The 16,286-nt window shown below is 62.5% G+C and carries 17 protein-coding genes and 1 pseudogene; 12 read left to right on the forward strand and 6 right to left on the reverse strand.

Going from position 1 to position 16,286, the window contains the following annotated elements; genetic code table 11:
- Positions 1-22: 22 nt before the first annotated feature.
- From ACV22Z_RS34975 to ACV22Z_RS35000, 6 genes are all read left to right on the forward strand, one after another.
- Entirely contained in the window at positions 23-739 is a 717-nt protein-coding gene (locus tag ACV22Z_RS34975) for a 3-oxoacid CoA-transferase subunit A (RefSeq protein WP_448080817.1), read from the forward strand.
- 63 nt (positions 740-802) lie between these two features.
- A complete protein-coding gene (locus ACV22Z_RS34980; protein WP_448080818.1) occupies positions 803-1,459 on the forward strand; it encodes a 3-oxoacid CoA-transferase subunit B in 657 nt (218 codons plus the stop codon).
- A gap of 86 nt (positions 1,460-1,545) precedes the next feature.
- A complete protein-coding gene (locus tag ACV22Z_RS34985; protein WP_448080819.1) occupies positions 1,546-2,919 on the forward strand; it encodes a 3-carboxy-cis,cis-muconate cycloisomerase in 1,374 nt (457 codons plus the stop codon).
- A complete protein-coding gene (gene pcaD / locus ACV22Z_RS34990) occupies positions 2,919-3,704 on the forward strand; it encodes a 3-oxoadipate enol-lactonase (RefSeq protein ID WP_448080820.1) in 786 nt (261 codons plus the stop codon). Before ACV22Z_RS34985 ends, pcaD begins: the two co-directional genes overlap by 1 nt.
- Before the next feature lie 10 nt (positions 3,705-3,714).
- Complete coding sequence (pcaC, locus tag ACV22Z_RS34995; protein ID WP_448080821.1) at positions 3,715-4,101, forward strand: 4-carboxymuconolactone decarboxylase; 387 nt, start codon at positions 3,715-3,717, stop codon at positions 4,099-4,101.
- A gap of 287 nt (positions 4,102-4,388) precedes the next feature.
- On the forward strand, positions 4,389-5,747 hold the full coding sequence (locus ACV22Z_RS35000) for an MFS transporter (RefSeq protein ID WP_448080822.1): 1,359 nt from the start codon (positions 4,389-4,391) through the stop codon (positions 5,745-5,747).
- Positions 5,748-5,923: 176 nt separating this feature from the next.
- Here ACV22Z_RS35000 and ACV22Z_RS35005 read toward each other — a convergent pair whose 3' ends face one another.
- Together ACV22Z_RS35005 and ACV22Z_RS35010 are read right to left on the reverse strand one after the other, a co-directional pair.
- Positions 5,924-6,172, reverse strand: coding sequence for a hypothetical protein (locus tag ACV22Z_RS35005; protein ID WP_448080823.1), 249 nt, complete (start codon positions 6,170-6,172; stop codon positions 5,924-5,926).
- A gap of 110 nt (positions 6,173-6,282) precedes the next feature.
- Positions 6,283-6,900 (reverse strand): LysE family translocator, encoded by a 618-nt coding sequence (locus ACV22Z_RS35010; RefSeq protein WP_448080824.1) that lies wholly within the window; start codon positions 6,898-6,900, stop codon positions 6,283-6,285.
- An 805-nt stretch (positions 6,901-7,705) separates the two neighbouring features.
- On the opposite strand from ACV22Z_RS35010, the gene ACV22Z_RS35015 reads away from it, so the two are divergent.
- Together ACV22Z_RS35015 and ACV22Z_RS35020 are read left to right on the forward strand one after the other, a co-directional pair.
- The gene (locus tag ACV22Z_RS35015) at positions 7,706-7,939 is read left to right on the forward strand and encodes a hypothetical protein (protein WP_011549124.1); all 234 of its coding nucleotides are present in this window, start codon (positions 7,706-7,708) and stop codon (positions 7,937-7,939) included.
- Positions 7,940-8,020: 81 nt separating this feature from the next.
- Positions 8,021-8,161: pseudogene (locus tag ACV22Z_RS35020) on the forward strand (IS30 family transposase); the annotation flags it as partial.
- 23 nt (positions 8,162-8,184) lie between these two features.
- Here the strand turns inward: ACV22Z_RS35020 and ACV22Z_RS35025 are convergent.
- Positions 8,185-8,802 (reverse strand): TetR/AcrR family transcriptional regulator, encoded by a 618-nt coding sequence (locus tag ACV22Z_RS35025; protein WP_448080825.1) that lies wholly within the window; start codon positions 8,800-8,802, stop codon positions 8,185-8,187.
- A 79-nt stretch (positions 8,803-8,881) separates the two neighbouring features.
- On the opposite strand from ACV22Z_RS35025, the gene ACV22Z_RS35030 reads away from it, so the two are divergent.
- The 4 genes from ACV22Z_RS35030 to ACV22Z_RS35045 all read left to right on the forward strand — a co-directional run bounded on the left by ACV22Z_RS35030 (position 8,882) and on the right by ACV22Z_RS35045 (position 13,904).
- Entirely contained in the window at positions 8,882-9,214 is a 333-nt protein-coding gene (locus ACV22Z_RS35030) for a darcynin family protein (RefSeq protein ID WP_448080826.1), read from the forward strand.
- Between the two features lie 650 nt (positions 9,215-9,864).
- Entirely contained in the window at positions 9,865-11,373 is a 1,509-nt protein-coding gene (locus tag ACV22Z_RS35035; protein WP_448080827.1) for a DUF4331 domain-containing protein, read from the forward strand.
- A gap of 270 nt (positions 11,374-11,643) precedes the next feature.
- Entirely contained in the window at positions 11,644-12,774 is a 1,131-nt protein-coding gene (locus tag ACV22Z_RS35040; protein WP_448080828.1) for a hypothetical protein, read from the forward strand.
- 8 nt (positions 12,775-12,782) lie between these two features.
- On the forward strand, positions 12,783-13,904 hold the full coding sequence (locus tag ACV22Z_RS35045; protein WP_448080829.1) for a HupE/UreJ family protein: 1,122 nt from the start codon (positions 12,783-12,785) through the stop codon (positions 13,902-13,904).
- A 29-nt stretch (positions 13,905-13,933) separates the two neighbouring features.
- Here ACV22Z_RS35045 and ACV22Z_RS35050 read toward each other — a convergent pair whose 3' ends face one another.
- From ACV22Z_RS35050 to ACV22Z_RS35060, 3 genes are all read right to left on the reverse strand, one after another.
- Positions 13,934-14,560, reverse strand: a complete 627-nt coding sequence (locus tag ACV22Z_RS35050) for a HupE/UreJ family protein (RefSeq protein WP_448080830.1) — start codon at positions 14,558-14,560, stop codon at positions 13,934-13,936.
- 3 nt (positions 14,561-14,563) lie between these two features.
- Entirely contained in the window at positions 14,564-15,178 is a 615-nt protein-coding gene (locus tag ACV22Z_RS35055) for a HupE/UreJ family protein (protein ID WP_448080831.1), read from the reverse strand.
- A 501-nt stretch (positions 15,179-15,679) separates the two neighbouring features.
- Positions 15,680-15,898, reverse strand: a complete 219-nt coding sequence (locus tag ACV22Z_RS35060) for a hypothetical protein (protein WP_448080832.1) — start codon at positions 15,896-15,898, stop codon at positions 15,680-15,682.
- Between the last annotated feature and the right edge of the window lie 388 nt (positions 15,899-16,286).

Here is a 16,286-nt window from a genome sequence, read left to right on the forward strand (position 1 = left end):
CGGGTATGGATCAGGAAGAGACATGGTCAACAAGATTTTCGATTCGCTTCAGTCGGCGGTCGCCGACGTTCACGACGGCGCGACGATCATGATCGGCGGCTTCGGCACGGCCGGCATGCCGTCCGAGCTGATCGACGCGCTGATCGAGCAGGGCGCGCGCGACCTGACGATCGTCAACAACAACGCGGGCAACGGCGAGACGGGTCTCGCCGCGCTGCTGAAGGCGAAGCGGGTGCGCAAGATCATCTGCTCGTTCCCGCGCCAGAGCGATTCGCAGGTGTTCGACGCGCTGTACCGCGCGGGCGAGATCGAGCTCGAACTCGTGCCGCAGGGCAACCTCGCCGAGCGCATCCGCGCGGCAGGCGCGGGCATCGGCGGGTTCTTCACGCCGACCGGCTACGGCACGAAGCTCGCCGAAGGCAAGGAAACGCGCGAGATCGACGGCAAGCTCTATGTGTTCGAGAAGCCGATCCATGCCGATTTCGCGCTCGTGAAGGCGTACAAGGGCGACCGCTGGGGCAATCTCGTCTACCGCAAGACCGCGCGCAACTTCGGGCCGATCATGGCCAGCGCGGCGAAGGTGTCGATCATCCAGGTGTCGGAAGTCGTGCCGCTCGGCGGGCTGAACCCGGAGCACATCGTGACGCCGGGCATTTTCGTGCAGCGCATCGTCGAAGTGCCGCAGGCCTCGCATGCGGCCGAATTGGCCGCCGAACGCGCCGCATCCCAAGCCGCCTGAGCTTTGCATGGGACCGGAGTAAGCGCTGAAGCGCCAACTCCGGTCGACACGGAGAGAACCCAAATGAAACGACTGACCCGCGATGAAATGGCCAAGCGCGTCGCACTGGATATTCCCGAAGGCGCGTACGTGAACCTCGGCATCGGCGTGCCGACGCTGGTGGGCAACCACCTCGACCCCAGCAAGGAAATCTTCCTGCACAGCGAAAACGGCCTGCTCGGCATGGGCCCGGCGCCCGCGCCCGGCGAAGAAGACGACGAGCTGATCAACGCCGGCAAGCAGCACGTGACGCTGCTGACGGGTGGCGCGTATTTCCACCACGCCGATTCGTTCGCGATGATGCGCGGCGGCCATCTCGATTACTGCGTGCTCGGCGCGTTCCAGGTATCCGCGACGGGCGACCTCGCGAACTGGCATACCGGCGCGCCCGACGCGATTCCGGCGGTCGGCGGCGCGATGGACCTCGCGATCGGCGCGAAGCAGGTGTTCGTGATGATGGAGCACCTGACGAAGCAGGGCGAGAGCAAGATCGTCGCGCAATGCTCGTATCCGGTCACGGGCATCAGCTGCGTGAGCCGCATCTATACGGACCTGGCCGTGCTCGACGTGACGCGTGACGGCCTGGCCGTGACCGAAATCTTCACCGATCTGTCGTTCGACGAGCTGCAGAAGCTGACCGGCGTGCCGCTGATCGACGCAACGCAAAAGGCTGCCGCCTGAACCGGAACCAGCCGGTGTGCGCGCCCGAGCGCACGCCGGCGTGCTTCGGTGGACAATAGGCGCACGCCGTTTCCCATCCTGACGCCATGCTCGAAGACAGCGCCCGCCTGACCTCCCTTATCTGCGGCACCGAGCCGCTCAACCGGATCTGGTCGCCACGCGCGACGGTCCAGCGCATGCTCGACGTCGAGGCGGCGCTTGCGCGTGCGCTCGCCGCGCAGCAGGTGATTCCCGCTGCCGCCGTCGCGCCGATCGAGCGCGCGTGCGAGGCAGGCCAGCTCGACGCCGACGCGCTTGCGCGCGACGCCGCGCTCGGCGGCAATCTCGCGATTCCGCTCGTCAAGCAGCTCACCGCGCGCGTGAAGGCCGACGACCCCGAGGCCGCGAAGTTCGTGCATTGGGGCGCGACGAGCCAGGACATCATCGATACCGCGACGGTCCTGCAGTTGCGCGACACGCTCGACATGCTCGAACCGATGCTCGACGGCGCGTGCGCGTCGCTCGCGGAACTTGCGCGCACGCATCGCGCGACGCCGACGATCGGCCGCACGTGGCTGCAGCAGGCGCTGCCGATCACGCTCGGCCTGAAGTTCGCACAATGGCTCGATGCGCTGCTGCGTCATCGCACGCGCTTGGCGGAAGTGCGCGCGCGGGTGCTGGTGCTGCAGTTCGGCGGCGCGGCGGGCACGCTCGCGAGCCTGCGCGAGCACGCGCGCGGCGTGTCGGCGGCGCTCGCCGACGATCTGAAGCTCGCGCTGCCGGCCGTGCCGTGGCACACGCAGCGCGACCGCATCGCCGAGGCAGCCGCGTGCTTCGGCATGCTGACCGGTACGCTCGGCAAGATCGCGCGCGACGTGTCGCTGCAGATGCAGACCGAAGTCGGCGAGCTTGGCGAACCGGCCGCGGCCGGCAAGGGCGGTTCGTCGACGATGCCGCACAAGCGCAACCCGGTCGGCTGCGCGGCCGTGCTGACGGCCGCGGTGCGCGCGCCGGGCCTCGTTGCGACAGTGTTCGCGGGGATGGTCCAGGAGCACGAGCGCGCGCTCGGCGGCTGGCAGGCCGAATGGGATGCACTGCCCGACCTCGCGCGCCTGACGGGCGGCGCGCTCGCGCAGATCGCGCAGATCGTCGCGGGCCTCGACGTCAACACCGAACGCCTCGCGGCCAATCTCGACCTGACGCGCGGCCTGATCCTCGGCGAAGCAGTGATGCTCGCGCTCGGCGACAAGATCGGCCGGCTCGATGCGCACCACATCGTCGAGCATGCATCGAAGGAAGCGGTGCGCACCGGTGCCACGCTGTTCGACGTGCTGGCCGCCGACGCCACCGTGTCCGCCCACCTGACGCGCGACGCACTCGCGCGTCTGCTCGATCCCGCACATTACGTCGGCGAGGCGCAGGCCTACGTCGACGCCGTGCTCGCCGCGTATGCGAGCCAGAATCCTCAAGGAGAACACTGATGCCTTTCGCCACTGTCAACGGCGTGCAACTGCATTACCGGATCGATCGTGCCGTGCGCGACGACGCGCCGTGGCTCGTCTTCTCGAACTCGCTCGGCGCTGACCTGCAGATGTGGGCGCCGCAGATCCGCCCGCTCACGCAGCACTTCAACATCCTGCGCTACGACACGCGCGGCCACGGCCACTCGGCCGCGCCGGCCGGCTCGTACACGGTAGACCAGCTCGCGGGCGACGTGATCGGCCTGCTGGATCACGTCGGCATCGCGCGCGCGCATTTCTGCGGGATCTCGATGGGCGGCCTGACGGGCGCCGCGCTCGCCGCGCGCTTCCCGTCACGGATCGGTCGCGCGGTGCTCGCGAACACGTCCGCAAAGATCGGTTCGCCGGAAGTGTGGGCGCCGCGTGCGCAGAAGGCACGCACCGAAGGGATGGCCGCGCTCGCCGACGCGGTGCTGCCGCGCTGGTTCACGAACGCGTTCGTCGAGCGTGAGCCGCGCCTCATCGATGCGATCCGCGACACGTTCGTGCATACCGACAAGGACGGCTATGCGGCGAACTGCGACGCGCTGAACGCGGCCGACCTGCGCGACGAAGTGAAGGGCATCGCGCTGCCGGTGCTCGTCGTGACGGGCGCGCACGACATGTCGACGCCGCCCGACCAGGGCCGCGCGCTGGCGGCCGCGATCCCCGGCGCGCGTCACGTCGAATTCGACGCCGCGCACATCTCGAACATCGAATGCACGGACAGCTTCAACCGCGCACTGCTCGATTTCCTGACTGCCTGAGGAGCCCGCGATGGACGACCAGCAACGTTACGAAGCAGGGATGAAGGTGCGCCGCGCGGTGCTCGGCGACGCGCACGTCGACCGTTCGATCGAGAATCGCACCGAGGTGACCGAGGAATTCCAGAACTTGATCACGCGCTACGCGTGGGGCGAGATCTGGACGCGCGACGGGCTGCCGCGCCACACGCGCAGCCTGCTGACGATCGCGATGATGGTCGCGCTGAACCGCAGCGAGGAGCTCGCGCTGCATCTGCGCGCTGCGCGCAACAACGGCGTGTCGCGCGACGAGATCAAGGAAGTGCTGCTGCAGACCGCGATCTATTGTGGCGTGCCGGCGGCGAACTCGGCGTTCCATCTCGCCGACAAGATCTTCAAGGAGCAGGACGAGGCCGCCTAGGACGGCCGGTTGGACGCGGCGGGCTGACGCCGGGCCCGGTATCGGTCGCGAAGCGCGCGGCAGCGGGCCATCGATGACGAACAGACGCGCCGGCAGTGTATCGGCGCGCAAGCGCATCGCCCTCGATGCGCGAACAAAGGTAAGGCGCGGCCGGTGAGCCGCGCCGCTTATATATCAGCTTTGCATGGGGCCAGAGTAAGCGCTGAAGCGCTAACAGCTTTGCATGAGACCGGACTCAGCGCTGAAGCGCCTAGTCCGGTCGACATCTGGTCAACAGGAGACAGGCAATGAATCGCACCTCGGTCGTCAACGTACAGACCTTCATCAACGAGCAGCCGTTCGGCGGCTTTCAGTGGCTCATTTTCCTCATGTGCTTCGTGATCGTCCTGCTGGACGGTTTCGATACGGCCGCGATCGGCTTCATCGCCCCGTCGCTGCTCACCGAATGGCATCTCGCAAAACCCGATCTCGCACCCGTGCTGAGCGCCGCGCTGTTCGGCCTCGCGTGCGGCGCACTCGTGTCGGGCCCGCTGTCCGATCGCCTCGGGCGCCGCGCGCTGCTGCTCGGCTCGGTGTTCCTGTTCGGCATTGCCTGTCTCGTGTCCGCGTTCTCGTCGAGCATCGGGCAGCTCACGGTCCTGCGTTTCGTTACCGGCGTCGGCCTGGGCGCGGCGATGCCGAACGCGGTCACGATGATGGGCGAATTCTGTCCGGACAAGCGCCGTGCGACCGTGATCAACCTGATGTTCTGCGGCTTTCCGCTCGGCGCGGCGTTCGGTGGCTTCCTCGCCGCATGGATGATTCCGCACTTCGGCTGGCGCAGCGTACTGATGCTCGGCGGCGTGACGCCGCTGCTGCTCGGCGTGCTGCTGCTCGTGAAGATGCCGGAATCGGTGCGCTTCATGGTCGCGAACAGCCAGCCCGTCGACCGGATCCGCGCGACGCTCGCGCGCATTTCGCGCGACGCGCTGAACGCGGCTTCGTTCGTGATGACCGAGACTGCCCCGCAGACGGGCAGCAAGGGGCTCGGCGTCGTGCTGTCGCGGTCGTACATCGCGGGTTCGGTGATGCTGTGGCTCGCGTACTTCATGGGCCTCGTGATCTTCTACGCATCGATCAACTGGATGCCGATCCTGCTGAAGGATGCCGGCCTGTCCCCGCAGCGCGCGACGCTGATCTCGGCGCTGTTCCCGCTCGGCGGCGTCGGCGCCGTGCTGTGCGGCGTGCTGATGGACCGCTTCAACGCGAACCGCGTGATCGCCGTGTGCTATGCGCTGACGGCCGTCAGCGTCTATGCGATCGGGCAGGCAGCCGGCAACGTCGGGCTGCTCGTGCTGGTCGTGTTCGTGGCCGGCGTGCTGATGAACACCGCGCAGTCGTCGATGCCGGCGCTGGCCGCGGCGTTCTATCCGACGGAAGGGCGCGGCACGGGCGTCGCGTGGATGCTCGGCGTCGGGCGTTTCGGCGGGATTGCGGGGTCGTTCCTGGTTGCAGAGCTGACGCGCCGGCATTTCACGTTCGCGGGCGTGTTCGCGACGATCGCGGTGGCCGGCGTGCTGGCGTGCGTCGCGTTACTGATCAAGCAGATTGCGCGGCCGCATGAAGCGGTGCCATCGTCGACGCATGCGGAGCCGCTCGGGCACTGAAGAGAGGATGCGGTGGCGTCGGGATCGCGCTGCCGCGCGTCGACGTCACGACATGGTGCCGAACGTCGCGCGGATCGCGATGTGGCCCTACCCGCGCAACCCGACCCGGTACGCACGCGGCCGGACGACGCACGTCGGCCGCATGCGGAGGCAGGGAATGCGGGGCGTGCGCGCCGCTATTCTTCCGCGTCGTGTTCCTTGACGAAGTGGCGCAGATACGCGCGCAGCGCGGCATCGCGGCTGCGATGGTCGGCGAGGTTGGGAGCGCCCACGTCTTCCTCTTCGCCGAACAGCGTCGGCGGCGCGCTATACGTGCCGACCTCGATGTCTTCGCGCAATACCCGGATATCGTGCGTCTGCTGGTGATATTCGGCGATCCAGTGCATCCCTTCGATGTGCTCGCCCGTCCTCAGCATTGGCTTCATCGGTAGTCTCCCGACAGTAGCGGCTCGACCGGCGATGCGGTTTCGCGCGCCCGGAAGACTAGCGTACGCCTGCGCGCGGCGAATCTCAACGGGCGGACGTGAGCGGGCGCTTACTGCGGCAGCAGGTGCGCGATGAGCGGATACAGGGACAGAATCAACAGCACCGCCATCGTTACGTTGAACATGCGCAGCGCGCGGCGGTTCGACAGGAAGCGCCGCAGGCCGAGGCCGAACGCCGCCCACAGGCTGATGCACGGGAAGCCGACGAGGATGAACACGACGGCCATCCACGCGGCGTTCATCCCGTAGTCGGCGGACAGCCGGATTGTCGTCGCGGCGGTCAGCACCATCATCCACGCCTTCGGATTGACCCACTGGAACGCGGCGGCTGCGACGAACGTCATCGGTCGCGCGTTGCCGCCGTTCGCCTTGACCTCGCCCGACGTGCCGATCCGCCAAGCGAGATACAGCAGGTAGGCGACGCTCGCGATCTCGAGGATCGTGTACAGCATCGGGACGCGCTTGAACGCTTCGCCGAGGCCAAAACCGACGCACAGCATCAGGATCGCGACGCCGATGCTGATGCCGAACAGGTGCGGCATCGTGCGGCGGAATCCGAAGTTGACGCCCGATGCGAGCAGCATCGTGTTGTTCGGGCCGGGCGTGATCGACGTGACGAGCGCGAACAGCATGCCGGCCGGAAGCGCGCTCAGGGTGAGGAATTCCATGTCGGTGTTCTCCATCGGTGAAGCGGGGGGGATGGAGGCAGTTTAGCGACGGTTTTCGGTACAGTACCGGTACAGTTTGTTTGACGATTGCCGGTACGGGGGGCCGGGGTTTGCTCGTGTTGCCGGTGTTGGTTCTGTTGTCTCTCAGAAAAGATGTCCGTAGTCTCAATTTGTTGTCTTTGAATAAAAGATGACTTTTCGGTGATCGGCGCTTGATGCATCCAATTCATCAGAAAGCGTCGATGAAATATGTGAGATGCGGGATATACGCGCAATCTTCGTTTGCCGCGGTGTTCGAACAGCTTGCCGACCAGGGTGTATTTGATTATTCACTTTCGAATTGCATGCCAACCCGGGGGGAGGGGTACGGCGGACATTGGTAAGGGGGCGTGAATGTTGCTCGCCGAAGGGATAGGGTAGAAGCAATAGCGCACGCATTGCGGCGTTCGCGCCGCGCTTTGGCGCTGCGGGTTTCGATGGGCATGATCAACCGGATCGGCAACGCGTCTGCCATGATCGGCGCTCACGAACACAGAGTTGACGGTCGAGTTGGAGGCCGTTGCCGACCCTGAACGGCCCTTCAGATTCATTCAAAGCGGCCAATCGTTGTGACCTGCGGCGGGATTTTGTAGCCACACTCGATGAGTATCTTGGCCTCGGCGCGACTGCGGAATCATTCCCGATTAAATCGCTTCTCGCGCAGCGTGCCGTTGGAACCTTCAACGGAGTCGTTCTGCCAAGGGCGGCAAGAACGGACACAGCGTGTACGATCTGGTCTTCAAGAAAACCATCCAAGGAGAGTGGAATGAATCCGGAACAGGCCCGAGCCGAAGAAACCCAGGCGATGGAGCGCATGGTGGCCGCCACGCTGCGCGTGCAGAGTACGTTCGCCTCGATGCAGAAGCAATTTCCGCCGCAAGGCAGCGGCGAGCCTTCGCCGTTCGCGCTGCAAACCTTTGATGCCGCCCTGCAGGAACTTGAAGACGCACAGGCCGCGTTCGATGCGCTGCTGAACGATCTGATCGACGGTAACCGCTAAAGGCTACGCCCTTATCTGCACCGATTGTCGACGATCTAAAAAGCTGTGTCGAACGGCCGTTTGTGGCCGGCAGCGGTCCTGCCTAGGCGCACCGACCTCTCTGACTACTCGCAAGCCAAGCTCAACGCCATTGCCCGACGGCTCAACGAACGTCCACGCAAGACACTAGACTTCGATATACCGGCCGAGCAATTTCATCAATTCGTTGCATCGACGGGTTGAATCCGCAAGGAAAAAGCGGCCACTCACTCCTCTTGCGGCGCTCTTGCCAACCCCAGATACCCGAACACCGCTCGGCTGACGCGCTGATTCAGCGGAGCCTTATCGAGTTCTCCGGCCACACCAGCTGCATCGATCATGCCTTTGCTGAGAGCGACTACATCGCGTGCCGCGATCATCTCGTTGGGGATGCCATGCCTACGCAGCAGGTCGGCCACCGTTGCTTCAAGCTTGCGCTGAAGCTGATCCGCTTCGAGTTCACTTCCGATCATCGTCCAAGCATATTCAAGCGTCCGCGCCAAAGCCGGACGATCCAGCTGATGCCGTACGGCGATTTCGATAATCCGCTCGATCTGTTCCTCCAGGAACGTGCCCGGTAACGCCTGAACTGCTTCGTTCACTTCATTGGCAAACTGGTCTCGTCCCCGCCTGATCAGTTCCACAATCAAGGCGTGTTTCGATGGAAAGTACTGATAAAGGCTGCCAATACTGATTCCCGCGAGATCAGCTACCGCATTGGTGTTGAATCCGTCGAATCCGGCGGACTCGAGAATGCGAGCAGAAGCTTCGAGGATGACCTCGAACGTCGCGGCAGAACGCGCCTGGCGTGGCCGTTTGCGCGGATCAGGAAGGATCTCGGTCATCAATGAAATATGCGAGTACAAAATGCGAGCAATAACTCACATACTGATCGAATCATCCCTCTCTTGCAAGGCTCCGACCATGGATCAATCGTCCTGTCGTTACAACGTATTTGTGCTGCTCAAAACCACCCCCGCCTGGCTTGCCATGTCGCGTTCAGAGCGCGACGGATTTTCTGCCGCGATCATGGAAACTGCATTGGCAGGTACCGATATTCGGGTCGACCATTTCGACGCGGAAGCATTCAGCGGGCGCTGCACCGATATTGCCCAATTTGAGGCAAGTGACTTGCGCACGTTTTATGTCGTGATGGAACGTCTGCGCGATTCCGCTCTGTTCTCAGTGCCTTATTTCGAGGTGGTCGATATTATTCCTTCGATCCGGAATGGGTATCGGGAAATCGACTTGATGTGATAGTGAGTCTGTCTGCGAGAGATAGTCTCGCCACCATCGCCCCACAATCCTCCGTCCACGACGGGTCTTCGCTATAGGGCTGAGTCAACCGTTCGAACGGCTGCTTGCTTATCTGGAGCGGACACCCGAGTGTCTGCGGTGGGAAGAATTCGAACGACCTTTCATGGCCGAACCCGGAACTTCGTCGTGCGACGAGGATCAATCCTCCCGACTCGGTCCCGAACTTCTGTAGTCGACCCGCTGCGGACGATACTTAATGCAAGACAAAAGGCGCCTAACGGACCTGACGCGGTCACATGGCCGCGACGCAGAATCCAGCGTTTGTCCAAGGGCGGCTGTCGCACGTTTGGAGGTGCGTGTCCGCGAGCCGCAGGTCACGGAGCATATCCTCGGATCGTCGAATGGAGCTTCCGGTTGCATGCGCCCCAAGTAACATTGCCGAAATCATCGGGGCAATAGGCTCGAAAGAATTGTGACTTACGCTTAATTAGAAAGAATATTCGTCGCTAATTCGGCTTCTCTCGAGACCCGGCAGTTCAGCTATAGATGTCCTGCAAAGCGTCGGCGCGTGAGAATCGGGTCGATGCCTTCCTGATCGTAGTTCCGTACACGGCCAGCCTGTCTTGGCGCCGTATCTTTAAGGAACTGTCATGTTTACTTCAAAGTTTATTCGGCCGACCTACCTCGCGTCGAAGCCAGTACTCGCCGCCGCAATTTTTCTATTCTGCGCCGGCGCGAGCGTTGGTTATGCGTCGAGCCATCGCGAGGCGCCGCTGATTGCCACGATGCCGAAGGTGGATGGCACCGACTTCTACATGTTCAACAGCTATGAGCAGAACCGACGCGGCTATGTGACGCTGATCGCGAACTACTCGCCTTTGGAAGACGCCTATGGCGGCCCGAATTTCTTCACACTTGACCCCGATGCGCTGTATGAAATTCACATCGACAACGTCGGCGACGGCAGAGCACATCTGACATTTCAATTTCGTTTCAAGAACACGGTGAGCAATGCCGCGCTGAACGTCGGCGGCAAGCAGGTGGCGATCCCTCTCGTTCAGGCGGGCCCCGTGTCAGCGGGCGATTCATCGAAACTGAACGTTAACGAAACGTATACGCTAAAACTTTTTCGAGGCACCCATCACGGCGACTCCGGGGAAGCGATCACGGGCCCAGGCGGCATCACGACGTTTACCAAACCAACTGATTTTATCGGGACCAAGACGTTCGGCAGCGTCAGTGGCTATGCCAACTACGCACGGCAATATGTGTACACGATCAATATTCCGGGATGCGGGGCTCCGGGTCGCGTTTTTGTAGGCCAGCGCAAGGAGTCGTTTGCGGTGGCGCTCGGCAAGACGTTCGACTTGCTCAACCTTAATCCTTTGGGCCCTAGGAACGGTAACCCGAACGATCTGGCCGACAAGAACATCACGTCGATTGCGCTGGAGGTGCCGACCCAGTGTCTGGTCGGCGAACGCGGCGACCCGGTCATCGGTGGCTGGACGACGTCAAGTATTCGCCACGATAGGCTGCTTGCTTTAAATCCAGATAGCGTTAATAGCACGCCAGAAAAATCAGAGGGGGGCTGGACGCAAGTGTCCCGACTCGGGATGCCGCTCGTCAACGAACTCGTGATCGGCTTGAAGGACAAGGACAGATTCAACAATTCAAAACCAGCGAACGATGGGCAGTTTGCGATCTATGTGACGAATCCGACGCTTCCGGCACTGATCGAAAGCCTTTTCGCCGGCGCCAAAGCGCCGACGAACTTCCCGCGCCTCGATCTTGTTTTCACGTTCCTCACGGGATTTCGGGGGCTGAATCAGCAAACAACAGTTACCCCATCCGAAATGTTGCGTCTGAATACGTCCATTCCGCCGACGCCAAAAGGTAAACAAAACAATCTCGGCGTCCTGGCTGGTGACAACGCGGGCTTTCCGAACGGACGGCGTCCAGGTGACGACGTCGTCACGGCAGAACTGAGGGTGGTGATAGGCGTGTTGTGCACGTTCAATAGGCCGGACATCTTCGGCTGCACGCCGTCCGACGCTCCGGCTGGGGCGGCTCCGCTGACAGACGGCGCAGCGATCGACGACAGCGTGTTCGATAACGCCTTTCCTTACCTGACCACACCAATCCCCGGTGCGATGAATTAATGTAATGGCCGAGAAGGCGCAACTTGCATGAGGCGCGGCACACCATAGCGCGGCGCGGCGTTGCACGCGCCGCCGTTCAGCAGGCACCGGCACATGTCGCTAAAGGGATTGGCAGTTTTCGAGGTGCGACGGAGCTACTGTCCGAGCGGGACGCGACCGGTCAACCGGGATACGGCAGGGCGCCGCATCCTGTGCGGATCGTGTGTCCTTCTCGGCTTGGCAGGTGCGTTGGCGCACGCGGCGCCCGTGCGGCCGGCAAATGACTCACAGGTGCTGGAAACGCTCGCGCCGCGTGCGCACGACGCACTTAACTCGGCCATCGCGACCATGCACGCAGCCCTGGCTGCGGACGGCCACAACTTCGACCTGGCAGCCGAGCTCGCAAAGCGCCACCTGGAACGTTTCCGGCGCGATCAAGACCCGCGCGACCTGGGCCAGGCCGAAGCCGCAATCGAACCGTGGCTGCGGCAGCCAAACCCGCCGCCGCGCGCATGGGTGCTGCGTGCGAGCGTTCGCCAAAGCAACCATTTCTTCGCGAGCGCGCTCGACGATCTCGATCACGCAATTCGCGCCCAGCCCGAAAACATGGATGCGTGGCTGATGCGGGCAAGTATCCTGCAGGTTCAGGGCCGATACCTGGAGGCCAGGCAAAGTTGCGGTCGGCTCATCTTGGTGAATTCGGCCATCGCGGGGATTTGCCTCGCCAATGTGGCAGCGGTCAGCGGCCGGCCCGAACAAGCTTATCTCCTCTTGCAACACCTTGCCGAGCAGATACTGCCCACCGATATGCTCTACTCCTGGCTGACGGTCAGTCAAGCCGAAACGGCGGTCTGGATGGACAAGCAGGAAGCCGCCGAACAATTCTTCCGTAACGCGATGGCCGCCAATCCGCGCGACGCATACCTGAAAGCAGCCTGGGCTGACTTCCTGCTCGACCAGAACCGGCCCAAGGAGGTCGTCGCCCTGCTCTCGGCCGATTTCCGCAATGACAACCTGCTCCTTCGCCTGGCGCTGGCCGAGAAACAGGCCGGGCTTAACGCCGATTTGGCGCCTCATGTCGAAGACTTGCGAAGCCGGTTTGCGGCATCCGCCGAACGGGGGGATCGCGTACATCTGCGTGAAGAGGCCATTTTCAACCTGAAACTCCTCAACGACCCGGAGAAAGCGCTCAGCCTTGCCGAGGCTGATTGGCTGGTGCAAAAAGAGGTCGCGGATTGCCGCATCTTGATGGAGGCAGCGATCGCCGCCCGGCAGCCTGCCCGTGCTGCGCCCGCGATGATGTGGCTGAAGACGGCGCGGCTGCGCCATCCGGCATTGACGAAACTCGCAGCGCGTCTGGCAAGCGTTGTCTTCGGGACCCGGCTCGCGACGCAGCCAACGCACAGCGGCTCGCCTGTATGAAACGGCGAGTGTCCTCGTGGCTGGCGCTGTTCATGCTGTGCTGGGCTGCGGCGGTGCAGGCGCACAAGCCGAGCGACAGTTACTTGACGCTTGCAGTCCGCGACAACACGATTTCTGGCCGATGGGATATCGCCCTTCGGGATCTGGACAACCCGCTTATCCTCGATGCCGACGGGGACGGCGCGCTGACGTGGGGCGAGGTCCGCGTCCGCGAAGCGGACATCAAGGCGTACGCCTTCACGCGGATCAAGCTTACGGGTGACGGGCGAGCATGCGCGATTCATCCAGGGGACATGCTGATTGACCACCACAGCGACGGCACGTACGCGGTGCTCGAATTCGAGGTGGCCTGTCCAACTCGACCGACCCAGCTCGGCATCGACTACCGTTTGTTTGCCGACGTCGACACGCTGCATAAAGGCCTCGTGCACGTCGTGAGCAACGGCGCGACAACGACGGCTATTCTTGGGCTCAGTCATCCAGTGCAGATCCTGGATGTACGCGGCAAGGGGGTCGGGCGCACCTTCATCGATTTCGTTGGGGAGGGCATTTGGCACATCTGGCGCGGCTTCGACCACGCCTTGTTCCTTCTGTCATTGCTGTTGCCGGCAGCTTACGTATTCCGGAGGGAAAAGTGGCTCCCTGCCGATTCCCCGGGCGCCATGTCGATCGATGTATTGAAGCTCGTCACCGCGTTCACGGCGGCACACGCGATCACGTTGTCTCTTGCCTCGCTGCACGTCGTGGCGTTGCCGTCGCGGTGGGTGGAAGTCGCTATCGCCGTGACGATCCTGCTTTCCGCTCTGAACAATATTTTTCCGCTGGTACGCAGGCGCCGTTGGCTGGTCGCCTTTTCATTTGGCTTGATCCACGGATTCGGTTTCGCGAGCGTGCTCACCGATATGGCCCTCCCGACATCCCTTCTTGCGACTGCCCTTGCCGGGTTCAATATCGGTGTGGAAATAGGGCAGATCTCGCTGGTCCTGCTGCTATTGCCCATTCTTTACATCTATCGGGCAAGTCGTTGGTTTTGCCTCGCTACCCTTTACGGTGGATCGGCAGCCATCACCGTCTTTGCAACCATGTGGATTTATGAGCGAATGACGGGGCTGACAGTGCTTGCACTTTAGATGTTCTTGACGGCCAAGGAGACGGCAGCTCAGGAGAGAAGTACCGTACGTTGAGTGAGACTGAGGACGAGAAGCCCGATTGCCGCGGCCCAACTGCCCGCGACACGCACGGCAATGGCGATCCAGGCGGGCCGAAGCTGCAGCAAGAACGAGACCGCGGCAACCGTGTAGGCGATCAAGATGAAACTCGCGCCCACCATGCCTGCTATGAAAACACCAGGGCGGATTTGACCCACGATGGCTGATCCGTTTGCGTACCCATGCGTCAGGCCGAACCCGATCGATAAAATCAAAATCAGCCATGACGGCAGCGTCAAGGCAGCCGCAAGGAGGGAACCGAGCAATACGCCCGAGGCAACGTTGAACAGGAGCACACCGCGCAGATCCGGAACTGCAAGGGCGATGCACGCGCCGGCCGCCATGGCGACCGGAAACGCCCAGAGCACAAATTCACATCGTTTCCGGCCGTTTTGTCCCGCCAACGCGCCGAGCGTCAGCACGGGCAATACATGTTCCGGCGACGTCAGCAGGTGCAACATCCCGGTGTAAAAGTCGCCCGCGCCTTGGTACACAGCATGTGATTCGGCTGATGAAAGGAACGTCAGCGCACTGAGACCGGCAAGGGTTTGCAGGACCGCTCGATGCAATGCACGCATGCGTCACCCTCCTCGAATTGCGTATGTGAGGAAATAGACACCGCAGCCAGAGATGAGGGCTCCTCCTGCTCGCAGCACATAGCCGCCTGCCTTCCAGCGATTGATTGTGCCGATCAGGATGCCAAGGGCATGAAGAGTGCCGGTGGCCGCGACGAATCCGATCGCATAGGTCATCGCGTTCGCAGACCCGGGCAATTCCGCCCCATGTGCGTGTCCATGGCAGATGGCGAACAGGGCAACCAGCAGACCCGCTATCCAGAGCGGCGGCGTCAATGCAAGTGCCACCGCGGCACCGAGCGCCAATGCCGATAACGCAATGCCGACCTCGATCCACGGAATCGGGGCACCCAGGCCACCGAGAACAGCGCCGAATGCCATGACGATCGGGAACGTGACCGGCAGCACCCAAATCGCCGGCCTCCCCAACTGGGCACCCCACAATCCGACTGCAATCATGGCGACGACATGATCGAGGCCGGAAACTGGATGTTTGAATCCGGCGAGCAAGCCCCCGGATATGTCGCCTTGGCCAATATGCGCGAATGCGATAACCGGAACCAGACACCCATACCCGAATACCAGTGCAGCATGGATTGCAGGTTGCTTTCGGAGTGTCATGATGATCCTTTTGAGGGGCCTGCACCGGACGGACACCCGACTCAGCACGCATCGGTGTGAGCCATTTCCGTGTTCGTCAAATCGTCCGGTGGGGTGCTCTTCCTAGCCCGTCTGGCGTTCACCAACACTATAGTAGGTCGCTTGCGGGGTGCCGACATGGGTAAGGAACTGGCGGGTCGTCGGACGGGCCTCGTGAAGGGCGACTTGCCGAACGCCGCCCAATACACGCGACATCAGTCCAGTTGTCAGCAATTTCGCCGGGGTCGTCGAATGACCGGCAGAGGTGGCATCACTCGTTCGGACAGTCTTCCGAGATTTTTAAGTGGAGCGTCCGGGGCAGTCATGCTGCCAATTTGATTGCAGGCAGCGTCGCGAAGTATGCCGCATCCGGCGTCTGATCGATGGATTGCGGCACGGCCAGGCGAAAACTACCTTCAGCGACTGGATTGCGAAGGGCAATCGGTGATATGCCAGAGCGAGGCGACGAGATATTGGTACGCGTCAACGCCGGTGACGTAGGTCGATCGACGCCACTATTGATCGTATCAATACCCATCGATCCTTGCCCTGGCCGATGAGAAGAGGGCCAGGTTCTTTCGCTTGACCACTCGAAACGTCAACTACTTTGGCGTTTCCCGCGACATTGATGCCGGCGCGTTCGAGCAGGGTGGCCAACTGCAGCCCGGCCTGGATGCGCGAGCCTGAACTTTGGCGGGTCATGTCGTCACGTACCGGCTGCCGCAAGCAAAGATATGAACTGGATTGCTGCGTCTGTGATGCGTGCGTTGGCGTCGCAGGGCGGTGCCGAAGCGGCCGGCCTTCGACACCATGCCTGAGCGCAACACGATATATATAGAGTCGAATTGACGAGCGTATGTGAACGCCATCAGTACGTGCCGTGAGATTGGCTTCATCAGCTTAAAGCCCCCGTGCGCGGCAGCGCACGGGGGCTTTAACATTTATTTCATCAACCCCCTTGCGCTCGGCGCGGGAGCCGCCTAGAATCACGCCTCTTTCGCGCTGACGGCAACGCCGGGGCGGAAGAGGGGGAGCGAAGCGGTTCGGGTGTCTTGTTTAGGATGCCGGCGTCGCCGAGAAAGATGAACCC

The organism is Burkholderia sp. PU8-34 (assembly GCF_053427725.1).

Excerpts from the sequence above, each read along its gene's own strand:
- ACV22Z_RS34980 (WP_448080818.1), top strand. The coding sequence starts at position 803 with ATGAAACGACTGACCCGCGATGAAATGGCCAAGCGCGTCGCACTGGAT.
- ACV22Z_RS35055 (WP_448080831.1), bottom strand. The coding sequence starts at position 15,178 with ATGACACTCCGAAAGCAACCTGCAATCCATGCTGCACTGGTATTCGGG.
- ACV22Z_RS35005 (WP_448080823.1), bottom strand. The coding sequence starts at position 6,172 with ATGAAGCCAATGCTGAGGACGGGCGAGCACATCGAAGGGATGCACTGG.
- ACV22Z_RS35030 (WP_448080826.1), top strand. The coding sequence starts at position 8,882 with ATGGATCAATCGTCCTGTCGTTACAACGTATTTGTGCTGCTCAAAACC.
- pcaD (WP_448080820.1), top strand. The coding sequence starts at position 2,919 with ATGCCTTTCGCCACTGTCAACGGCGTGCAACTGCATTACCGGATCGAT.
- ACV22Z_RS35025 (WP_448080825.1), bottom strand. The coding sequence starts at position 8,802 with ATGACCGAGATCCTTCCTGATCCGCGCAAACGGCCACGCCAGGCGCGT.
- ACV22Z_RS35015 (WP_011549124.1), top strand. The coding sequence starts at position 7,706 with ATGAATCCGGAACAGGCCCGAGCCGAAGAAACCCAGGCGATGGAGCGC.
- ACV22Z_RS35000 (WP_448080822.1), top strand. The coding sequence starts at position 4,389 with ATGAATCGCACCTCGGTCGTCAACGTACAGACCTTCATCAACGAGCAG.
- ACV22Z_RS35050 (WP_448080830.1), bottom strand. The coding sequence starts at position 14,560 with ATGCGTGCATTGCATCGAGCGGTCCTGCAAACCCTTGCCGGTCTCAGT.
- ACV22Z_RS35060 (WP_448080832.1), bottom strand. The coding sequence starts at position 15,898 with ATGACCCGCCAAAGTTCAGGCTCGCGCATCCAGGCCGGGCTGCAGTTG.
- ACV22Z_RS35035 (WP_448080827.1), top strand. The coding sequence starts at position 9,865 with ATGTTTACTTCAAAGTTTATTCGGCCGACCTACCTCGCGTCGAAGCCA.
- pcaC (WP_448080821.1), top strand. The coding sequence starts at position 3,715 with ATGGACGACCAGCAACGTTACGAAGCAGGGATGAAGGTGCGCCGCGCG.
- ACV22Z_RS35010 (WP_448080824.1), bottom strand. The coding sequence starts at position 6,900 with ATGGAATTCCTCACCCTGAGCGCGCTTCCGGCCGGCATGCTGTTCGCG.
- ACV22Z_RS34975 (WP_448080817.1), top strand. The coding sequence starts at position 23 with ATGGTCAACAAGATTTTCGATTCGCTTCAGTCGGCGGTCGCCGACGTT.
- ACV22Z_RS34985 (WP_448080819.1), top strand. The coding sequence starts at position 1,546 with ATGCTCGAAGACAGCGCCCGCCTGACCTCCCTTATCTGCGGCACCGAG.